Source organism: Burkholderia sp. Bp8994, assembly GCF_003853805.1.
Taxonomy (GTDB): Bacteria; Pseudomonadota; Gammaproteobacteria; order Burkholderiales; family Burkholderiaceae; genus Burkholderia.
Window position 1 is genome coordinate 123,371 of the sequence record NZ_QTQH01000020.1, and the last position, 19,550, is coordinate 142,920.

Consider the following 19,550-nt stretch of genomic DNA (forward strand, 5'->3'; position numbering starts at 1 on the left):
GGGCACGGCGCTTTTTCAATTCATGCGCCGCCTCGCGGCGCATTCCGCGTAAATGGATCTATCGATGCAATCCGAAGCTCAATCCCCACGCAGCAGTCAGATTTGTTCAACCGAGCCGGTGTTCGGCGGGCATCAGCCGCGTCGCGTGTCGCATGCGGTGGATGTTCGTTGGGGCGGGCAGCTCGTGACAATCGGCGGTGATGCGCCGGTGCGCGTGCAGTCGATGACGAATACCGACACGGCCGACGCGATCGGCACGGCGATCCAGATCAAGGAACTCGCGAACGCGGGCTCCGAACTGGTGCGCATCACGGTCAATACGCCGGAGGCCGCGGCCGCCGTGCCGGCGATCCGCGAGCAGCTCGACCGGATGGGCGTGACCGTCCCGCTCGTCGGCGATTTCCACTACAACGGCCACCTGCTGCTGCGCGACTACCCGGGCTGCGCGGAGTCGCTGTCGAAGTACCGGATCAACCCGGGCAACGTCGGCCAGGGCGCGAAGCGCGACACGCAGTTCGCGCAGATGATCGAAGCCGCGGCGAAGTACGACAAGCCGGTGCGGATCGGCGTGAACTGGGGCAGCCTCGACCAGGACCTGCTCGCGCGCATGATGGACGAGAACGGCGCGCGCTCGCAGCCGTGGGATGCGCAGAGCGTGATGTACGAAGCGCTGATCCAGTCGGCGATCGGCTCGGCCGAGCGCGCGGTCGAGCTGGGCCTCGGCCGCGATCGCATCGTGCTGTCGTGCAAGGTCAGCGGCGTGCAGGACCTGATCGCGGTGTACCGCGAACTCGGCCGCCGCTGCGGCTTCGCGCTGCATCTCGGGCTGACCGAGGCCGGCATGGGCTCGAAGGGCATCGTCGCGTCGACGGCCGCGCTCGGCGTGCTGCTGCAGGAAGGGATCGGTGACACGATCCGCATTTCGCTGACGCCGGAACCGGGCGCGTCGCGCACCGGCGAAGTGATCGTCGGCCAGGAAATCCTGCAGACGATGGGCCTGCGCTCGTTCGCGCCGATGGTGATCGCATGCCCGGGCTGCGGCCGCACGACGAGTACGCTGTTCCAGGAACTCGCGATGCAGATCCAGACCTACCTGCGCGAGCAGATGCCGGTCTGGCGCAAGGAATATCCGGGTGTCGAGAAGATGAACGTCGCGGTGATGGGCTGCATCGTCAACGGCCCGGGCGAATCGAAGCACGCGAACATCGGCATCAGCCTGCCGGGTTCGGGCGAGAACCCGGCCGCGCCCGTCTTCATCGACGGCGAGAAGGTCAAGACGCTGCGCGGCGAGCGGATCGCCGAGGAATTCCAGCAGATCGTCAGCGACTACGTCGCACGCAATTACGGCCGTACCGAGGCCCTGAACTAAATTCGTCCACACACACGAACGATGACTGAACAGAAACGCAAGATCGAGAAGCTCACCGGCGTCAAGGGCATGAACGACATCCTCCCGCAGGATGCCGGCCTCTGGGAGTTCTTCGAAGCTACCGTGAAATCGCTGCTGCGCGCGTACGGCTACCAGAACATCCGCACGCCGATCGTCGAACACACGCAGCTCTTCACGCGCGGCATCGGCGAAGTCACGGACATCGTCGAGAAGGAGATGTACAGCTTCACCGATGCGCTGAACGGCGAGAACCTGACGATGCGCCCGGAGAACACCGCGGCGGTCGTGCGCGCGTCGATCGAGCACAACATGCTGTACGACGGCCCGAAGCGCCTGTGGTACATCGGCCCGATGTTTCGTCACGAGCGTCCGCAGCGCGGTCGCTACCGCCAGTTCCACCAGGTCGGCGTCGAGGCGCTCGGCTTCGCGGGCCCGGATGCGGATGCCGAGATCATCATGATGTGCCAGCGCCTGTGGGACGACCTCGGCCTGACCGGCATCAAGCTCGAGATCAACTCGCTCGGCCTCGCCGAAGAGCGTGCCGCGCACCGCGTCGAACTGATCAAGTATCTCGAGCAGTTCGCCGACGTGCTGGATGAGGACGCGAAGCGTCGCCTGTATACTAACCCGCTGCGCGTGCTCGACACGAAGAACCCGGCGCTGCAGGAAATCGCGCAGAACGCGCCGAAGCTGATCGACTTCCTCGGCGACGAGTCGCGTGCCCACTTCGAAGGGCTGCAGCGCCTGCTGCTCGCGAACAACATCCCGTTCAAGATCAACCCGCGTCTCGTGCGCGGCCTCGACTACTACAACCTGACCGTGTTCGAGTGGGTGACCGACAAGCTCGGCGCGCAGGGCACGGTCGCGGCGGGCGGCCGCTACGATCCGCTGATCGAGCAGCTCGGCGGCAAGCCGACCGCCGCGTGCGGCTGGGCGATGGGCATCGAGCGCATTCTCGAACTGCTGAAGGAAGAGGATCTCGCGCCCGAGCAGGAAGGTGTCGACGTGTACGTGGTGCACCAGGGCGAGACGGCGCGCGAACAGGCGTTCATCGCGGCCGAGCGCCTGCGCGATACGGGCCTCGACGTGATTTTCCACTGCAGCGCCGACGGCGGCCCGGCAAGCTTCAAGTCGCAGATGAAGCGGGCCGATGCGAGCGGTGCCGCGTTCGCGGTGATCTTCGGCGAAGAAGAGGTCGCGAACGGCACGGTGGGCGTGAAAGCGCTGCGCGGCGCGGGCGAGGACGGGGAAAAGAACGTTCAGCAGACCGTACCGGTCGAAAGCTTGACCGAATTCCTAATCAATGCGATGGTTGCATCCGCCGAAGACGGCGACGACTGATCGCGCTGGCATTCGCTCGACAAGAAAAGCCTGAAATGGAAGGAATCGCTCGCCGATGAGTTATCACGACGAACAAGAATCGATTGAAAGTCTGAAGGCGTGGTGGGCCCGCTGGGGTAACCTCACGACGTGGATCGTGCTCGCGGCGCTGGTCGTCGCGGCCGGTTTCAACGGCTGGAATTACTGGCAGCGCCGTCAGGCCGCCGAGGCTTCCGGGTTGTACGAGCAGGTGCAGAAGGCCGCTGCCGCGAACGACAAGGCGACGATGGCCCGTGCGGCCGCCGACATGGAAGACAAGTTCGGCAGCACGCCGTATGCGCAGATGACCGCGCTCACGGCGGCGAAGACGTTGTACGCGGCCGGCGATGCCGCCGGCGCGAAGGCGCAGCTGCAATGGGCCGCCGATCACGCCAAGGACGACGAGTACAAGCAGATCGCGAAGCTGCGTCTCGCGTCGCTGCTGCTCGACGAGAAGGCGTACGACGCGGGCCTCGCGCTGCTGTCCGGCACGCCGGTGGATGCATTCAAGGGCCTCGTGGCCGATCGCCGCGGCGATCTGCTCGCGGCGCAAGGCAAGACCGACGATGCGCGCGCCGCGTACAAGCTCGCGCTCGCCGGCCTGTCGCAGGACGACCAGTCCGCGCGCCAGCTCGTGCAGTTCAAGCTCGATGCGCTCGGCGGCTGATCGCAGCCCCCTCAACCTCTTAACTCTGCTTCGCTAACCGATGAATTTGCTGAAACGTTACGCTGTGCCCGTAGCCTGCGCGGCGGCTGTCCTGGCATTGGCGGCCTGCTCGTCGTCGAAGGACGTGCGCCGCGTGCCGACGCCGCTCACCGAGTTCAAGCCCGTCTTGGACGTGCAACAGGTCTGGAAGGCGAGCGTCGGCAAGGGCGGGCGCTACCTGTTCTCGCCGGTGGCCGTGGGCGACGCCGTCTACGCGGCGGGCGAGAACGGTTCGGTCGAGAAGATCGACGCGAAGACGGGCCAGACGCTGTGGCGCTCGAAGGTCGGTTCGGACCTGTCGGCCGGGGTCGGCAGCGACGGCAACCTGACTGCCGTCGGCGCGCTCAAGGGCGGTGTGTTCGTCCTCGGCCCGGACGGCAAGCAGCTGTGGAAGACGAGCGTGCAGGGCGAGATCTTCTCGCCGCCGCTGGTCGGCAACGGCCTCGTGATCGTGCGCACGATCGACGGTCAGGTGATCGCGTTCAACGGGCAGACGGGCGAGCAGAAGTGGAACTACCGCAACCGCGCGGTGCCGCTGAACCTGCGCGTGTCGGCCGGCATGACGTTCGCGGGCGATGCGGCCGTGCTGGCGGGCTTCCCCGGCGGCGGTCTGGTCGCGATCAACCTGCAGACGGGCGAGCCGTTCTGGCAGACGCCCGTGTCGTTCCCGAAGGGCGTGACCGAAGTCGAGCGCATCAACGACGTCAGCGGTCCGCCGACGCTCGTGGGTGCCCAGGCGTGCGCGGTCACGTTCCAGGGCCAGCTCGGCTGCTTCGACGCGAACTCGGGCCGTCCGCTGTGGGAAAAGGCGTTCTCGAGCCGCAGCGGTCTCGCGCAGGACGATTCGGTCGTCGCCGGCGGCGACGACTGGTCGGTCGTCACGGCCTACGACGCGGCGAGCGGCAACCCGCTCTGGCGCAACGACAAGCTGAAGAGCCGCGACGTCGGCGTGCCGTACCTGCTCGGCCATGCGGTCGTGATGGGCGACTACAAGGGCTTCGTGCACTTCCTGTCGCGCGAGGACGGCAGCTTCATCGCCCGGATGAAGACGGACGGCAGCGCGATTACCGCGGCGCCGGTCCTGGCGGGCAATACGCTCGTCGTGCAGACCAAGGACGGTGGCCTGTACGGATTCCGTCCGCGCTGACGCGCACGCAACAAGCGCAATCGTGGCGCGGCGGGCTTGTCCCGCGCGCTGCGGTCGCGCGACATGAAGGCGGCCGGTGTCCCCGGCCGCTCGGTATTTGAAAGGCAGTTCGCAACGAAAGACGACGGCGCGCACCGCGCGCCCGGCGCGCGCATCCGGCGCGGCGCGAATTCGTGATATTTTCATTCAGCGCAGCCGCCCGCAGCAGCGGGCCTCCCGCTGCTGCGCATCACCGTAGAAAACACAGATGAAACCGGTCATTGCCCTCGTTGGGCGCCCCAATGTGGGGAAATCCACGCTGTTCAACCGGCTCACGCGCTCGCGCGATGCGCTGGTCGCCGACTTGCCGGGCCTGACGCGCGATCGCCATTACGGCGAAGGGCGCGTCGGCGCACGGCCGTACCTGGTCGTCGATACCGGCGGCTTCGAGCCCGTCGCGAAGGACGGCATCCTGCACGAGATGGCGCGCCAGACGCGGCAGGCCGTCGAGGAAGCCGACGTCGTCGTGTTCATCGTCGACGGTCGTAACGGGCTCGCGCCGCAGGACAAGTCGATCGCCGACTACCTGCGCAAGACCGGCCGGCCGATCTTCCTGGTCGTCAACAAGGCCGAGGGGATGAAGTACACGGCGGTCGCGACCGACTTCTACGAGCTCGGCCTCGGCGATCCGCGCGCGATCTCGGCCGCGCACGGCGACGGCGTGACCGACATGATCAACGAGGCGCTGGAAGTCGCGTACGCGGGCCAGCCCGAGGAAGCGGACGAGGACGACCCGTCGCGCGGCATCAAGATCGCGATCGTCGGCCGCCCGAACGTCGGCAAGTCGACGCTCGTGAACGCGCTGATCGGCGAGGACCGTGTGATCGCGTTCGACATGCCGGGCACGACGCGCGATTCGATCTACGTCGACTTCGAGCGTAACGGCAAGAAATACACGCTGATCGATACCGCGGGCCTGCGACGCCGCGGCAAGGTGTTCGAGGCGATCGAGAAGTTCTCGGTCGTGAAGACGCTGCAGTCGATCTCCGACGCGAACGTCGTCATTCTTCTGCTGGATGCGCAGCAGGACATTTCCGACCAGGACGCGCACATCGCCGGCTTCGTCGTCGAGCAGGGCCGCGCGCTCGTGATCGGCGTCAACAAGTGGGACGGTCTCGACGACCACGCGCGCGACCGCGCGAAAGCGGATTTGACCCGCAAGCTGAAATTCCTCGACTTCGCGAAGTCGCACTACATTTCGGCCGCGAAGAAGACCGGCATCGGCGCGCTGATGCGTTCGGTCGACGACGCGTACGCGGCGGCGATGGCGAAGCTGCCGACGCCGAAGCTCACGCGCGCGCTGATCGAGGCCGTCGAGTTCCAGCAGCCGCGTCGTCGCGGCCCGGTGCGTCCGAAGCTGCGCTACGCGCACCAGGGCGGCCAGAATCCGCCGCTGATCGTCATCCACGGCAACGCGCTCGACGCGGTGACGGAAACCTACAAGCGTTACCTCGAAAACCGATTCCGCGAAACTTTCTCACTGACCGGGACTCCATTGCGCATAGAGTTCCGTTCGTCGAACAACCCGTACGCGGACAAGGGCTGAAGCAGGTCCTGCAAGGGATAGGCCGCATGGCCTACGCCCGGGCGGGGCAGGCAAAATCAGCTATAGTGTAGCGATTGGCGCCGGATCTCTTTTTCTTCGTCGCCAATCCAGATCAACCTGCAAAAAAAGATGGAGTACGCCATGAGCAACAAAGGGCAATTGTTACAAGACCCGTTTTTGAACGCACTGCGCAAAGAGCACGTTCCCGTTTCGATCTATCTCGTCAACGGCATCAAGCTGCAAGGGAACATTGAATCGTTCGACCAGTACGTCGTGTTGCTCCGTAATACGGTGACCCAGATGGTCTACAAGCACGCCATCTCGACGGTCGTGCCGGCGCGCCCGGTGAATTTCCACCCGGACGCGGAAGCCTCGTCCTAACCCATCGCAGCGGCCGGCATCCGGTCGCCGCGAGCGACCGATGCCAGCCGCCTTATCTTGACACCCGATAATTTGATCAACGCAGCGCTCGTCGGCATCGACTTCGGCAAGACCGATTTCGAAGCCAGTCTCGAAGAACTCAGTCTTCTCGCCTCCAGTGCGGGGGCCCGTCCCGCCGTCACCCTCACAGGTCGTCGCGCCAGCCCCGATGCCAAGATGTTCATCGGCAGCGGCAAAGCCGAAGAATTGCGGCTTGCCTGCGACGCGCACAACGTCGAAATCGTCATCTTCAACCACGCACTGGCACCGGCCCAGCAACGCAATCTGGAGCAGGCGCTTAACAGGCGGGTGGTCGATCGCACGAGCCTCATCCTCGACATCTTCGCGCAGCGCGCCCGCAGTCACGAAGGCAAGCTGCAGGTCGAGCTCGCGCAGCTGCAATACCTGTCGACCCGGCTGATTCGCGCGTGGACCCACCTGGAGCGGCAAAAGGGCGGTATCGGCCTGCGCGGCCCCGGCGAAACCCAGCTCGAAACCGACCGCCGGCTGATCGGCGAGCGCATCAAGATGCTGAAGTCGCGGCTCGACCGGCTGCGCCGGCAGCACAGCACGCAGCGTCGCCAGCGCGCACGCAGCGGCACGATGTCGGTGTCGCTCGTCGGCTATACGAACGCGGGCAAGTCGACGCTGTTCAATGCGCTGACGAAAGCGCAGGCTTATGCGGCCGACCAGCTGTTCGCCACGCTCGATACGACGTCGCGACGCGTGTACCTCGGCGACGAGGCTGGTCAGATCGTCGTGTCCGATACGGTCGGATTCATTCGCGAACTGCCTCACCAGCTGGTTGCAGCGTTCCGCGCGACCCTCGAGGAAACGATTCATGCGGATCTGCTGCTGCACGTGGTCGACGCATCGAGCGCGGTGCGGCTCGAACAGATCGAGCAGGTGAACGGCGTGCTGCACGAGATCGGCGCGGACACGATCCGGCAGGTGCTGGTGTTCAACAAGATCGATGCGGTGCCTGAGCTGGCGGCCCGCGGCGACGCGGTCGAGCGGGACGAGTATGGTAATATTTCGCGCGTCTTTTTGAGCGCACGCACCGGTCAGGGTCTTGACGCGTTGCGTGCCGCCATCGCCGAGATCGCCTCCGCGGAACACCTTACCGGCGCGACGTTACCCAACGTCGCGCTCGACGGCGCACCCGCTGAACCACACGAAGACCACACGATTTCCGAACACGGGCGCTAACCGGTCCCGGCCGGTTCGCCGGCGTCTAATCTGGTGAACAAACTCTGGTGAACGAATACAACGAGCGGAGTACCTGGCGGCGGATGCGCGCCTTGCTGTCGATCAACGATCCCCGCTGGGGACGCGGCGAAGGCAAGGGCAACGACGGATCCCGTCCGCGTGTGAACGAATCGAAGCGTCCGCCCGGTGGCGACGGTGACGGTCCGCCCGATCTCGACGAGATGTGGCGCAACTTCAACCGGCGTCTGAGCGGCCTGTTCGGCGGCAAGGGCGGCAACGGCTTCCGGCCCGACAACGGCCGGGCCGCGCGTGTCGGCGTCGGCATCGTGATCGGCGTGCTGGTCGCGGTCTACGCGGGCAGCGGGCTGTTCGTCGTGCAGGAAGGCCAGACGGGCGTCGTGCTGCAGTTCGGCAAGCTGTCCGGCACGGTCGGACAGGGCGTGCACTGGCGCGCGCCGTATCCGTTCGCGTTGCATGAGATCGTCGACACGTCGCAGGTCCGTTCGATCGAGATCGGCCGCAACAACGTCGTGCGTCTCGCGAACGTGAAGGAAGCGGCGATGCTGACGCGCGATGCCGACATCGTCGACGTGCGTTTCGTCGTCCAGTACCGGATCCGTTCGGCAACCGATTACCTGTTCCGCAGCGTCGATCCCGAGCGCAGCGTGTCGCAGGCCGCCCAGGCCGCAGTGCGCGCGATCGTCGGCACGCGCAGCGCGGCCGACATGCTGAACCAGGACCGCGACGCGCTGCGCGCGCAGCTGTCCGCCGCGATCCAGCGCGATCTCGATCGCTATCAGTCGGGGCTCGAGGTGACGGCCGTCACGATGCAGAGCGTCGCGGCGCCCGAGCAGACGCAGGCCGCGTACGCCGAAGTCGCGAAGGCGCGCGATGATCGCGAAGCCGCGAAGCGTGCCGCGCAGGCCTACGCGAACGATCTGCTGCCGAAGGCGCAGGGCGACGCCGCGAAACTTGCCGATGAAGCGAAGGCGTATGCCGATCGCGTGGTCACGCAGGCCGAAGGCGACGCCGACCGGTTCAAGCAGGTCTATGCACAGTATTCGAAGGCGCCCGCGGTGATCCGCGAGCGGATGTATCTCGAGACGATGCAGGAAATCTATTCGAACGCGACGAAGGTGTTCGTCGGCAACAAGGGCGGCAACAGCGTCGTGTACCTGCCGCTCGACAAGCTCGTCGAGCAGGGGCGACAAAACGCCGCGAATGCGACGAATGCCGCGACGCCCGCCGGCGCATCCGCGCCCGACGCGACGTCGGCGCCGGCCGCCGCCGCGGCGAGCGCACCCGCGAGCGCGGCTTCGGCCGCGGCGGCGCCCGCACCGGGCAGCGACGTGCTGCGGTCGCGCGAAGCGTTCCGCAGCCGCTCGCGTGAAGACGATACGAAGTAACGGGGAGCGCAGAACATGAACCGAATCATTGCGCTCGTCGTCGCAATCGTGATCGCCGCTTTCGCGGCGTCGTCGACCGTCCTCACCGTCGATCCGCGCCATGCGGCCGTGCTGTCGGGCCGCGACGGCGCGCAACCCGAACTCGCGGGCCCCGGCATCCATTTCAAGCTGCCGCCGCCGCTGCAGACGGCGACGCTGATCGACACGCGCCTGCAATCGCTCGAGTCGTCGGATCCGCTGCAACTGGCGACCGAAGACAAGCACGACCTGCTCGTCGCGTATGCGGTCAAGTATCGGATCAGCGATCCGATGAAGTATTTCGCGGCGACGGGCGGTGACCCGGCGGCGGCCGCCGACCGCCTGGCCGGCGCGCTGAAGAGCGCACTCGGCGACGCGTTCGGCAAGCGCGCGCTCGACGACGCGCTCGGCGGGCAGCGCGAGATCGCCAATGCGGCGCGCGACGCGGTGCGGGCGACGGCATCGGGCTTCGGCGTCGACGTGGTCGACGTGCAGTTGACGCGTGTCGACTTGCCGGCTGCGCAGACGGATGCCGTCTATCAGCGGATGATTGCCGCGCTGCGCGACCAGGCCGCACAGGTGCGCGCGGATGGCGCCGCCGATGTCGAGCAGATCAAGGCCGACGCGGAACGCGAACAGCAGGCGGTGCTCGCGAATGCGTACAAGTCCGCGCAGACGATCAAGGGCGAGGGCGACGCGAAGGCTGCGTCGATCGCCGCCGATGCGTTCGGCCGCGATCCGCAGTTCTACCAGTTCTACGCGAGCCTGCAGGCTTACCGGAATACCTTCAAGCGCAACGACATCATCGTCGTCGACCCCGACAGCGAGTTTTTCCGTTTCATGCGCAGCCCGACGGGCGGTGCCGCACCGGCGGCACCCGCTCCCCGCAAACACTGACCTTGGGGCGCCGCGTCGAGCGGCGCCGTCGCTCGCATGGACCTGGCTGGCTCGTTGTTGCTCGCGGTAGCACTGATGCTGATCATCGAGGGGGCGTTCCCCTTCGTGTTTCCCGTCGCCTGGCGCGACACGTTTCGTAGAATAGCGGAGCGGCCGCCGCATCATATCCGGATCGGCGGGCTCATCGTGATGGCGCTCGGGCTCGTCCTGCTGCTGCTCGCCACCTGATCCGGACGGCGCACCCGCCGTTCGTTCCGCCCGATTGCCGATTTCCGATTCATTTCGCGGCGCGCATGTCGCGCCCTGTTTCCCGTCGTAGGACCGTACCGATGTCGACCTGGTTACTTCCCGAGAATATCGCCGACGTGCTGCCGTCGGAAGCGCGCAAGATCGAGGAGCTGCGCCGCAGGCTGCTCGACCGCTTCCGTTCGTACGGCTACGAAATGGTGATGCCGCCGTTGCTCGAATACCTCGAATCGCTGCTGACGAGCGGCGGCAACGACCTGCGCCTGCGCACCTTCAAGCTGGTCGACCAGCTGTCGGGCCGCACGCTCGGCCTGCGCGCGGACATCACGCCGCAAGTCGCGCGCATCGACGCGCACCTGCTGAACCGCCAGGGCGTGACGCGCCTCTGCTATGCCGGCCACGTGATGCATACGCGTCCTCGCGGGCTGCACGCGACGCGCGAACAGATCCAGATCGGCGCCGAAATCTACGGGCACGCCGGGCTGGAAGCCGATCTCGAGATCCAGCAGCTGATGCTCGACGCGCTACACCTCGCGGGGTTGTCGCGCATCCGCCTGGACCTGTGCCACGCGGGCGTGCTCGCGGCGTTGCTCGCGCGTGATGCGCAGGCTGCCGAGCGCGGCGAGGCGCTGTACGACGCGCTGTCGGGCAAGGACGTGCCGCTGCTGAACGAACTCACCGACGATCTCGGCGCCGACACGCGCGCGGCGCTGCGTGCGCTGCCGCATCTGTACGGCGACGCGAGCGTGCTCGACGAGGCGCGTGTGCGTCTGCCGGTGCTGCCCGAGATCACGCGTGCGCTCGACGATCTTGCGCAGCTTGCGGCGCAAGCGAAGGGCGTCGAGGTGGCGATCGATCTCGCCGACCTGCGCGGCTACGCGTACCACAGCGGCGCGATGTTTACGGCGTACATCGACGGCGTGCCGAACGCGATCGCGCGCGGCGGCCGGTACGACCACGTGGGCCAGGCCTACGGCCGCGCCCGCCCGGCGACGGGCTTCTCGCTCGACCTGCGCGAGCTTGCGCGGATTTCGCCGGTCGAGGCGCGCGGCACCGCGATTTTGGCGCCTTGGGCGCAGGACGACGCGCTGAGCGCGGCAGTGGCGGCGCTGCGCGACGCGGGCGAGGTCGTGATCCAGGCCTTGCCGGGACACGACCACGTGCTCGACGAGTTCGCCTGCGACCGTTCGCTCGTCGAGCGTGACGGCGCGTGGGTGGTCGAACCCCGTTAAACAGGCGTTCGCGGGCCGTCGTTCGGCGTGCATATCGTTGAAGCGAAACGGAAAAATTCGGAATCGCCCGCGAACATAGGTAGAATACGTTTTTAACCAGCTAACGAATCAACATGTCTGCCAGCGCAGTGAACGTGACTCCCGGGCGCAATGTCGTCGTCGTGGGAACGCAATGGGGTGATGAAGGCAAGGGCAAGATCGTCGACTGGCTGACGGACCACGCTCAGGGCGTCGTGCGTTTCCAGGGCGGTCACAACGCCGGCCACACCCTCATCATCGGCGGCAAGAAAACCATCTTGCGCCTGATTCCGTCGGGCATCATGCGTGAAGGCGTCGCCTGCTACATCGGCAACGGCGTCGTCCTGTCCCCCGAGGCACTGTTCAAGGAAATCGGCGAGCTGGAAGAGGCCGGCGTGAACGTGCGCGATCGCCTGTTCATCTCTGAAGCCACGACGCTGATCCTGCCGTACCACATCGCGATCGACCAGGCGCGCGAAGCGCGCAAGGGCGCGGGCAAGATCGGTACGACCGGCCGCGGCATCGGCCCGGCGTACGAAGACAAGGTCGGCCGCCGCGCGCTGCGCGTGCAGGACCTGTTCGACGCGAAGACCTTCGCCGACCGCCTGCGCGAAAACCTCGATTTCCACAACTTCGTGCTGACCCAGTACCTGGGTGGCGCGGCCGTCGATTTCCAGGCCACGCTCGACACGATGCTCGGCTATGCCGATCGCCTGAAGCCGATGGTGGCCGACGTGTCGCGCCGCCTGTACGACGCGAACAACGCCGGTCAGAACCTGCTGTTCGAAGGCGCGCAAGGCACGCTGCTCGACATCGACCACGGCACCTATCCGTTCGTCACGTCGAGCAACTGCGTCGCGGGTGCCGCATCGGCCGGCGCCGGCGTCGGTCCGCAGAAGCTGAACTACATCCTCGGCATCACGAAGGCGTACTGCACGCGCGTCGGCTCGGGCCCGTTCCCGAGCGAACTGTACGACGCGGACAACCCGCAGCGCCAGGACCAGGTCGGCGTCACGCTCGCGAACGTCGGCAAGGAATTCGGCTCGGTCACCGGCCGTCCGCGCCGCACCGGCTGGCTCGACGCAGCGGCACTGCGCCGCTCGATCCAGATCAACGGCGTGTCGGGCCTGTGCATGACGAAGCTCGACGTGCTCGACGGCCTCGATGAAGTCAAGCTGTGCGTCGGCTACAAGATCGACGGCAAGGACGTGGACATCCTGCCGCGCGGTGCGGCCGACGTCGCGCGTTGCGAGCCCGTGTACGAAACGTTCGCCGGCTGGAAGGAAAGCACCGTCGGCATCAAGACGTGGGACGCGCTGCCGGCGAATGCGCAGGCCTACCTGACCCGTGTCCAGGAAGTGGCCGGCGTGCCGGTCGACATGGTTTCGACGGGGCCGGATCGCGACGAGACGATCCTGCTTCGCCATCCGTTCAAGGTGTAATTCTCAGCATGACGCAGCAAATCACGATGACGGCGGCAGACTTGATGACCGATCCGCGCAATGACGACAAGAACCTGTGGGTAGGCTGGGACGAATACCATCGTCTGATCGAGCTGCTCGCGCTGCAGGTGCATGAATCGGGCTGGAAGTTCGACCAGATCCTGTGCCTTGCGCGCGGCGGCCTGCGCGTCGGCGACCAGCTGTCGCGCATCTACGACGTCCCGCTCGCGATCCTCGCGACGAGTTCGTACCGCGAAGCGGCCGGCACCGAGCAGGGCGAGCTCGACATCGCGCAGTACATCACGATGACGCGCGGCAGTCTCGCGGGCAACGTGCTGCTGGTCGACGATCTCGTCGATTCGGGCGTCACGCTCGCGCGCGTGCAGGAGCACCTGAAGGAGCGCTATCCGTCGGTCACGGCCGTGCGTTCGGCCGTGCTCTGGTACAAGGGCTGCTCGAAGGTCAAGCCGGACTATCACGCACAGTATCTGCCGACGAATCCGTGGATTCATCAGCCGTTCGAAGAGTGGGACACGGTTCGTCCGCACAACCTCGAGGCATGGATCAAGCGCGGTCGCGCGCAGCGCGACGGCTCGGGCGCGTAAGCGGCGGCCGATCGAAGGAAAGCCTTGTACGGCGCCGCTTGCGGCGCCGTTTTTTATTGGCGCGCCGTGCCGGCGGGCACGGCGATCCGCGCGCGTGGTAGGCAGACGGCGCGGCCCCGGCTATGATGGCAGCCCTGCCACAGCTTGCGCAGGATTGCATGCGCAGCGTGGATCACGTGGTTTAAGGGCAACAAGGCAGGACGGTTTTTCAGGGGGGCGCGAGTAGAATAGCGCTCGTTTTGTCCGACCGGACCCGATTATTACGCTTCATATGAACGACACGATCCAGGCGACCGACGCAGCCCATGCGCATTCGACGCACCAACACTCGATGCGGGCGCTTGCGATAGCGGCCATCGGCGTCGTGTTCGGCGACATCGGCACGAGCCCGCTGTATTCGCTGAAGGAGGCGTTCAGCCCCGCACACGGCATTCCGCTCACGGAAGGCTCGATTCTCGGTGTGATCTCGCTGCTGTTCTGGGCGATCATCCTGGTGGTCGGCATCAAGTATCTGCTGTTCGTGATGCGGGCCGACAACAACGGCGAGGGTGGCGTGCTCGCGCTGATGGCGCTGTCGCTGCGGCCGCTCGACTCGAAAACCCGCGTCGCGGGCGCGCTGATGGCGCTCGGGATCTTCGGCGCCTGCATGTTCTACGGCGACGCCGTGATCACGCCGGCGATCTCCGTGATGTCGGCGGTCGAAGGCCTCGAGATCGCGACGCCGCACCTGTCCCACCTGGTCCTGCCGATCACGATCGTGATCCTGATCGCGCTGTTCTGGATCCAGCGTCACGGCACCGCGCTGGTCGGCAAGCTGTTCGGGCCGATCATGGTGCTGTGGTTCGTCGTGATCGCGGCACTCGGCGTATATCACATCGTGCGCGTGCCGGGCATCATCGCGGCGATCAACCCGTATTACGCGGCGTCGTTCATGGCGGACCACCTGCTGCAGGCCTACGTCGTGCTGGGTTCGGTCGTGCTGGTGCTGACCGGTGCGGAAGCGCTCTACGCGGACATGGGCCATTTCGGCGCGAAGCCGATCCGCCTCGCCGCGTACGGGCTCGTGATGCCGTCGCTCGTGCTGAACTACTTCGGCCAGGGCGCGCTGCTGATCGAGAATCCGAAGGCGATCGAGAACCCGTTCTTCCTGCTGGCACCGGAGTGGGCGCTGCTGCCGCTCGTCGTGCTGTCGACGGTCGCGACCGTGATCGCTTCGCAGGCCGTGATTTCCGGCGCGTATTCGCTGACGTCGCAGGCGATCCAGCTCGGCTACGTGCCGCGCATGAAGGTGCTGCATACGTCCGAGCTGGCGATCGGCCAGATCTACGTGCCGGTCGTGAACTGGCTGCTGCTGTTCGTGATCCTCTGCATCGTGATCGGCTTCAAGAGTTCCGACAACCTCGCCGCCGCGTACGGCATCGCGGTGACGGCGACGATGGTGATCACGACCGTGCTCGCTGCCGTCGTGATGGTGAAGGTGTGGAACTGGAACCGGCTGCTCGTCGGCGCGATCATCGCCGTGTTCCTCGCGGTCGACCTGGGCTTTTTCGGCGCGAACCTGCTGAAGGTCGCGCAGGGCGGCTGGCTGCCGCTCGGCATCGGCGCGCTGCTGTTCTTCCTGCTGATGACCTGGTACAAGGGCCGCCATATCGTCAAGGAGCGCACGGCCGCCGACGGGATCCCGCTCGAGCCGTTCCTGCAGGGGCTGCTCGCGCATCCGCCGCACCGCGTGTCGGGTACCGCGATCTACCTGACCGGCAACGACAAGCTCGTGCCCGTCAGCCTGCTGCACAACCTGAAGCACAACAAGGTGCTGCACGAGCGGACCATTTTCCTGACGTTCGTCACACGCGACATTCCGTACGTGCGCGACGACAAGCGCCTGAGTTCGCGCGACGCGGGTGGCGGCCTGTACATCGTCAAGGCCCAGTACGGCTTCAACGAGACGCCGGACGTGAAGGCCGTGCTCGAGGAGTTCGGCCGCACGCACGACATGACGTTCGAACTGATGGACACGTCGTTCTTCCTCGCGCGCGAAACGGTCGTGCCGACGCATCTGCCCGGCATGTCGATCTGGCGCGAACGCGTGTTCGCGTGGATGCACCAGAACGCGGCGAAGCCGACCGACTTCTTCTCGATCCCGGCGAACCGCGTCGTCGAGCTCGGGACCAAGATCGAGATCTGACCGGTGCGCGCAGTGGCCGCGCATGCGGCCCATGCCGATCTGGCTGCGCGCTCGCTGAAGCAATAAAAAACCCGCCTTTCGGCGGGTTTTTTTTATACGTCAACAGCCTTCGCGTGCTCAGCGCTTCAGCTTCGCGAACGCCGCGGCCATCGCGCCGGCCGGTTCCGGTTCGCGCGAACGCTGCGGACGGGCGCTGCCGCCGCGGCCGGCACTGCCGCGATCCTGGCCGCCGCGCGGCGCCATGCCGGGCGCGGCCGCTTCGTCGTCGAGGCGCATCGTCAGCGCAATGCGCTGACGCTTCACGTCGACGTCGAGCACCTTGACCTTGACGACCTGGCCGGCCTTCACGACTTCGTGCGGATCCTTGATGAACTTCGTCGACATCGCGGATACATGGACGAGGCCGTCCTGATGCACGCCGACATCCACGAACGCGCCGAATGCCGCGACGTTCGTCACGACCCCTTCGAGCAGCATGCCGGGCATCAGGTCGGAGACCTTCTCGACGCCGTCGCGGAACGTTGCCGTCTTGAATTCGGGGCGCGGGTCACGACCCGGTTTTTCGAGTTCGGACAGGATGTCGCGCACGGTCGGCAGGCCGAAACGTTCGTCAACAAATTCGGCCGGCGACAGGCCGGCCAGCGCGTCACGGCTGCCGAGCACGTCGTCGATCCGCTTGCTGATCTTCGCGAGGATGCGTTCGACGACCGGGTAGGCCTCCGGGTGGACCGACGAGCGATCGAGCGGATTCTCGCCGCCGTTGATGCGCAGGAAGCCGGCTGCCTGTTCGAAGGTCTTGTCGCCGAGGCGCGGCACCTTGCGCAGGTGGTCGCGCGACGGGAACGGCCCGTTCGCGTCGCGATAGTCGACGATGTTGCGCGCGAGCGTGGCGTTCAGGCCCGAGACGCGCGCGAGCAGCGCGACCGACGCGGTGTTCGCGTCGACGCCGACCGCGTTCACGCAATCCTCGACCACCGCGTCGAGCGAGCGGGCGAGTTCGCGCTGGTTCACGTCGTGCTGGTACTGGCCGACGCCGATCGCTTTCGGCTCGATCTTCACGAGCTCGGCGAGCGGGTCCTGCAGGCGGCGGGCGATCGACACGGCGCCGCGCAGCGACACGTCGAGTTCCGGGAATTCCTTCGCGGCCAGCTCGGACGCCGAGTAGACCGACGCGCCGGCCTCCGACACGACGATCTTCTGCAGCCGCAGATCGGGATGCTTCGAGATCAGCTCGCTCGCGAGCTTGTCGGTTTCGCGCGATGCGGTGCCGTTGCCGATGCTGATCAGCTCGGCCTGCGTCTGCGCGGCGATGCGCGCGAGCTTCGCGAGCGAGCCGTCCCAGTCGCGGCGCGGCTCGTGCGGGTAGATCGTATCGGTCGCGAGCAGCTTGCCGGTGCGATCGACCACGGCGACCTTCACGCCCGTGCGCAGGCCGGGGTCGAGACCGATCACGGCCTTCGGGCCGGCCGGCGCGGCCAGCAGCAGGTCCTTCAGGTTGCGGGCGAACACGCGGATCGCTTCGGCTTCCGCCGTTTCGCGCAGTTGCGTGAGCAGTTCGTTCTCGATGTGCGGCTGCACCTTCACGCGCCAGCACCAGCGGCACACGTCGGACAGCCACTTGTCGGCCGGGCGGCCCTGGTTCGCGATCCCGAAATGGCGCGCGATCATCGCTTCGCCGGGATGCGGGACCTGCGCGTCGAGTTCCTCGCCGAGGCCGAGCTTGACGGTCAGCACGCCGGCGTTGCGGCCGCGGAACAGCGCGAGCGCGCGGTGCGACGGCACGGTCCGGATCGTTTCCGCGTAGTCGTAGTAGTCGCGGAACTTCTCGCCTTCCTCGTTTTCCTTGCCTTCGACGACCGTCGACGACACGACGCCCTGGCTGTGCAGGTAGTCGCGCAGCTTGCCGAGCAGTTCGGCCGTTTCGCCGAATTGTTCCGACAGGATGTCGCGCGCGCCGTCGAGCGCGGCCTTCACGTCGGCGACGCCCTTGTCGGCATCGACGTAGGCGGCGGCTTCCGTCTGCGGGTCGAGCAGCGGATTCGCGAGCAGTGCCTGCGCGAGCGGCTCGAGGCCGGCTTCGCGGGCGATCTGCGCGCGCGTGCGGCGCTTCGGCTTATACGGCAGATAAAGGTCTTCGAGCACCTGCTTGCTGTCGGCCGCGTCGATCGCGGCGCGCAGTTCGTCGGTCAGCTTGCCCTGTTCGTCGATGCTCGACAGGATCGCCGCGCGGCGATCCTCGAGCTCGCGCAGATACAGGAGGCGTTCCTCGAGCTGGCGCAGCTGCGTGTCGTCCAGGTTGCCGGTCACTTCCTTGCGGTACCGGGCAATGAACGGAACGGTCGAGCCTTCGTCGAGGAGTTGCACTGCCGCCGCGACCTGGCGCGGCTGGACGGACAGTTCGGTGGCGATGCGCTGTACGATCTTGAGTGCTACGGTTTCCGTCATGTCGTGGATGATCTGCCTGCTGAAATCGCGGCGCGGGCCGGCAGACCGCGCGGCGGGCTGCGAGACGGGCCCGCCGGACCAGATGCCGCGGGTGAGTGAAGCGGGGCATTTTGCCATAAATGGCGGAGCGTCCAGCCGGGGGTGATAGAATTTGACACATGTCCCGCAGCTTTCCTACGACGTTGCCAACTTCCCGCATTTCTCTCGTCGCGCTCGGCGCAGCGCTTGCCGCGGCTTTGTCCGCCGGGTCCACCGTCGCGTACGCACAGGCATCGGGCGCAACCGCGCCGGACGCCGCTGTCGCCGCGCCCGTTGCAGCCTCCGCCACGCAGGATTTCGACGCCCGTCAAAAAGTGCTCAATCAACGTTCCGCGGAAAACGATTATCGTTATGCCGTGGCGGAGCACGATTGCTACAGCAAGTTCTTCGTCAATCACTGTCTCGGCGTGGCGCGCGACCGGATGCGCGAGGAGCGGGCGAGCATCCGTCAGGAGCAGCTCGCGCTCGACGACGAGCAGCGCGCGGTGCGGGCGCAGCAGCGCGACCAGCAGCAGGCGTTGAAGCAGGCGCAGAATGCGGCGGAAGCGCCGCAGCGCGCGGCGAACGATGCGGCGAACGCGGCTGCGTTCCGCGACAAGCAGGAGCAGAATGCACTGAAGCGGGCGCAGCGTGGCGCGGAAGGGCCGCAGCGCGCCGCGAACAAGCAGGCATACGACCAGAAGCAGGCGGATTTCCAGCACAAGCTCGACCAGGCGCGCCAGCAGGGCGCGCAGAAGGCGCAGGAGCGGGCGGACAACGCCGCGCGCTACGAGCAGAAGCAGAAGGAAGCCGCCCAGCACAAGGCCGATGTCGAACGGCGTCAGCAGGAAGCGGCCGACAAGGCCAAGCAGCAGCAACAGCAGGGGCAGTAACGTGTTGGATTGATCCGGAGTCAGTCTCGTGCGTGCCGGCACGCCAGTCGGCGCGCTGCTTCGATGAGGAGGCGCATATGCAAAACCGTCCCACGGAACAGCAGCAGGAATTGCACAACCGTTTGGCAGCATTGCAGGAGCAGCACCAGCAGCTCGCTCGGGAGATCGAGCTGAAGGAAGGACACTCCGACATCGACGACATCACGCTGCACCGGCTGAAGAAGGAAAAGCTGGCGGCCAAGGACAAAATCATTTTGCTGCAATCGCAGCTGGAACCGGATAAGCGCGCCTGAGCGCGGCCTGGCAAGCGCCGGCGCCGCCCGGGCGCT

The 19,550-nt window shown here is 66.4% G+C and carries 17 protein-coding genes; 16 read left to right on the plus strand and 1 reads right to left on the minus strand.

Annotation, left to right across the window (positions count from 1 at the left end; genetic code table 11):
• Positions 1-64: 64 nt before the first annotated feature.
• The 14 genes from ispG to DIE04_RS22420 all read left to right on the plus strand — a co-directional run bounded on the left by ispG (position 65) and on the right by DIE04_RS22420 (position 15,865).
• On the plus strand, positions 65-1,369 hold the full coding sequence (ispG, locus tag DIE04_RS22345) for a flavodoxin-dependent (E)-4-hydroxy-3-methylbut-2-enyl-diphosphate synthase (protein ID WP_027787235.1): 1,305 nt from the start codon (positions 65-67) through the stop codon (positions 1,367-1,369).
• Between the two features lie 21 nt (positions 1,370-1,390).
• Positions 1,391-2,731, plus strand: a complete 1,341-nt coding sequence (gene hisS / locus DIE04_RS22350; RefSeq protein ID WP_044848982.1) for a histidine--tRNA ligase — start codon at positions 1,391-1,393, stop codon at positions 2,729-2,731.
• 55 nt (positions 2,732-2,786) lie between these two features.
• The gene (locus DIE04_RS22355) at positions 2,787-3,416 is read left to right on the plus strand and encodes a tetratricopeptide repeat protein (protein WP_044848983.1); all 630 of its coding nucleotides are present in this window, start codon (positions 2,787-2,789) and stop codon (positions 3,414-3,416) included.
• Between the two features lie 40 nt (positions 3,417-3,456).
• Positions 3,457-4,602: an outer membrane protein assembly factor BamB gene (bamB, locus tag DIE04_RS22360; protein WP_124486302.1), complete on the plus strand. Its 1,146-nt coding sequence runs from the start codon at positions 3,457-3,459 to the stop codon at positions 4,600-4,602.
• A 247-nt stretch (positions 4,603-4,849) separates the two neighbouring features.
• On the plus strand, positions 4,850-6,187 hold the full coding sequence (gene der, locus DIE04_RS22370; protein WP_044848985.1) for a ribosome biogenesis GTPase Der: 1,338 nt from the start codon (positions 4,850-4,852) through the stop codon (positions 6,185-6,187).
• Between the two features lie 141 nt (positions 6,188-6,328).
• Positions 6,329-6,568: an RNA chaperone Hfq gene (gene hfq / locus DIE04_RS22375; protein WP_006399927.1), complete on the plus strand. Its 240-nt coding sequence runs from the start codon at positions 6,329-6,331 to the stop codon at positions 6,566-6,568.
• A 72-nt stretch (positions 6,569-6,640) separates the two neighbouring features.
• Positions 6,641-7,816, plus strand: coding sequence for a GTPase HflX (gene hflX / locus DIE04_RS22380; RefSeq protein ID WP_185500398.1), 1,176 nt, complete (start codon positions 6,641-6,643; stop codon positions 7,814-7,816).
• Between the two features lie 47 nt (positions 7,817-7,863).
• The gene (gene hflK, locus DIE04_RS22385; protein ID WP_124573284.1) at positions 7,864-9,222 is read left to right on the plus strand and encodes an FtsH protease activity modulator HflK; all 1,359 of its coding nucleotides are present in this window, start codon (positions 7,864-7,866) and stop codon (positions 9,220-9,222) included.
• 15 nt (positions 9,223-9,237) lie between these two features.
• Entirely contained in the window at positions 9,238-10,137 is a 900-nt protein-coding gene (gene hflC / locus DIE04_RS22390) for a protease modulator HflC (RefSeq protein WP_044848881.1), read from the plus strand.
• A gap of 36 nt (positions 10,138-10,173) precedes the next feature.
• Positions 10,174-10,365, plus strand: coding sequence for a DUF2065 domain-containing protein (locus DIE04_RS22395; RefSeq protein ID WP_009687995.1), 192 nt, complete (start codon positions 10,174-10,176; stop codon positions 10,363-10,365).
• A 101-nt stretch (positions 10,366-10,466) separates the two neighbouring features.
• Complete coding sequence (locus DIE04_RS22400) at positions 10,467-11,615, plus strand: ATP phosphoribosyltransferase regulatory subunit (protein WP_124486305.1); 1,149 nt, start codon at positions 10,467-10,469, stop codon at positions 11,613-11,615.
• A gap of 113 nt (positions 11,616-11,728) precedes the next feature.
• Entirely contained in the window at positions 11,729-13,075 is a 1,347-nt protein-coding gene (locus DIE04_RS22405; RefSeq protein ID WP_044848883.1) for an adenylosuccinate synthase, read from the plus strand.
• A gap of 8 nt (positions 13,076-13,083) precedes the next feature.
• Entirely contained in the window at positions 13,084-13,680 is a 597-nt protein-coding gene (locus tag DIE04_RS22410; RefSeq protein ID WP_044848884.1) for a phosphoribosyltransferase, read from the plus strand.
• 271 nt (positions 13,681-13,951) lie between these two features.
• Positions 13,952-15,865 carry a potassium transporter Kup gene (locus DIE04_RS22420; protein ID WP_124486307.1) on the plus strand — a complete coding sequence of 638 codons (1,914 nt, stop codon included), beginning with the start codon at positions 13,952-13,954 and terminating at the stop codon, positions 15,863-15,865.
• 117 nt (positions 15,866-15,982) lie between these two features.
• Here the strand turns inward: DIE04_RS22420 and DIE04_RS22425 are convergent, their stop codons facing one another.
• Positions 15,983-18,310, minus strand: a complete 2,328-nt coding sequence (locus tag DIE04_RS22425; protein ID WP_124520225.1) for a Tex family protein — start codon at positions 18,308-18,310, stop codon at positions 15,983-15,985.
• Between the two features lie 158 nt (positions 18,311-18,468).
• Between DIE04_RS22425 and DIE04_RS22430 the strand changes: the two genes are divergently transcribed.
• Together DIE04_RS22430 and DIE04_RS22435 are read left to right on the plus strand one after the other, a co-directional pair.
• On the plus strand, positions 18,469-19,221 hold the full coding sequence (locus tag DIE04_RS22430; RefSeq protein WP_044848887.1) for a hypothetical protein: 753 nt from the start codon (positions 18,469-18,471) through the stop codon (positions 19,219-19,221).
• Between the two features lie 77 nt (positions 19,222-19,298).
• A complete protein-coding gene (locus DIE04_RS22435) occupies positions 19,299-19,514 on the plus strand; it encodes a YdcH family protein (RefSeq protein ID WP_006755091.1) in 216 nt (71 codons plus the stop codon).
• The last annotated feature ends 36 nt before the right edge of the window (positions 19,515-19,550 follow it).

What these genes read in the sequence shown, in the direction of transcription:
- DIE04_RS22420 (WP_124486307.1), top strand. Translation starts at nt 13,952, where the DNA reads ATGAACGACACGATCCAGGCGACCGACGCAGCCCATGCGCATTCGACG.
- hisS (WP_044848982.1), top strand. Translation starts at nt 1,391, where the DNA reads ATGACTGAACAGAAACGCAAGATCGAGAAGCTCACCGGCGTCAAGGGC.
- hfq (WP_006399927.1), top strand. Translation starts at nt 6,329, where the DNA reads ATGAGCAACAAAGGGCAATTGTTACAAGACCCGTTTTTGAACGCACTG.
- hflC (WP_044848881.1), top strand. Translation starts at nt 9,238, where the DNA reads ATGAACCGAATCATTGCGCTCGTCGTCGCAATCGTGATCGCCGCTTTC.
- DIE04_RS22430 (WP_044848887.1), top strand. Translation starts at nt 18,469, where the DNA reads ATGTCCCGCAGCTTTCCTACGACGTTGCCAACTTCCCGCATTTCTCTC.
- DIE04_RS22425 (WP_124520225.1), bottom strand. Translation starts at nt 18,310, where the DNA reads ATGACGGAAACCGTAGCACTCAAGATCGTACAGCGCATCGCCACCGAA.
- DIE04_RS22405 (WP_044848883.1), top strand. Translation starts at nt 11,729, where the DNA reads ATGTCTGCCAGCGCAGTGAACGTGACTCCCGGGCGCAATGTCGTCGTC.
- DIE04_RS22435 (WP_006755091.1), top strand. Translation starts at nt 19,299, where the DNA reads ATGCAAAACCGTCCCACGGAACAGCAGCAGGAATTGCACAACCGTTTG.
- der (WP_044848985.1), top strand. Translation starts at nt 4,850, where the DNA reads ATGAAACCGGTCATTGCCCTCGTTGGGCGCCCCAATGTGGGGAAATCC.
- DIE04_RS22355 (WP_044848983.1), top strand. Translation starts at nt 2,787, where the DNA reads ATGAGTTATCACGACGAACAAGAATCGATTGAAAGTCTGAAGGCGTGG.
- bamB (WP_124486302.1), top strand. Translation starts at nt 3,457, where the DNA reads ATGAATTTGCTGAAACGTTACGCTGTGCCCGTAGCCTGCGCGGCGGCT.
- DIE04_RS22395 (WP_009687995.1), top strand. Translation starts at nt 10,174, where the DNA reads ATGGACCTGGCTGGCTCGTTGTTGCTCGCGGTAGCACTGATGCTGATC.
- DIE04_RS22400 (WP_124486305.1), top strand. Translation starts at nt 10,467, where the DNA reads ATGTCGACCTGGTTACTTCCCGAGAATATCGCCGACGTGCTGCCGTCG.
- ispG (WP_027787235.1), top strand. Translation starts at nt 65, where the DNA reads ATGCAATCCGAAGCTCAATCCCCACGCAGCAGTCAGATTTGTTCAACC.
- DIE04_RS22410 (WP_044848884.1), top strand. Translation starts at nt 13,084, where the DNA reads ATGACGCAGCAAATCACGATGACGGCGGCAGACTTGATGACCGATCCG.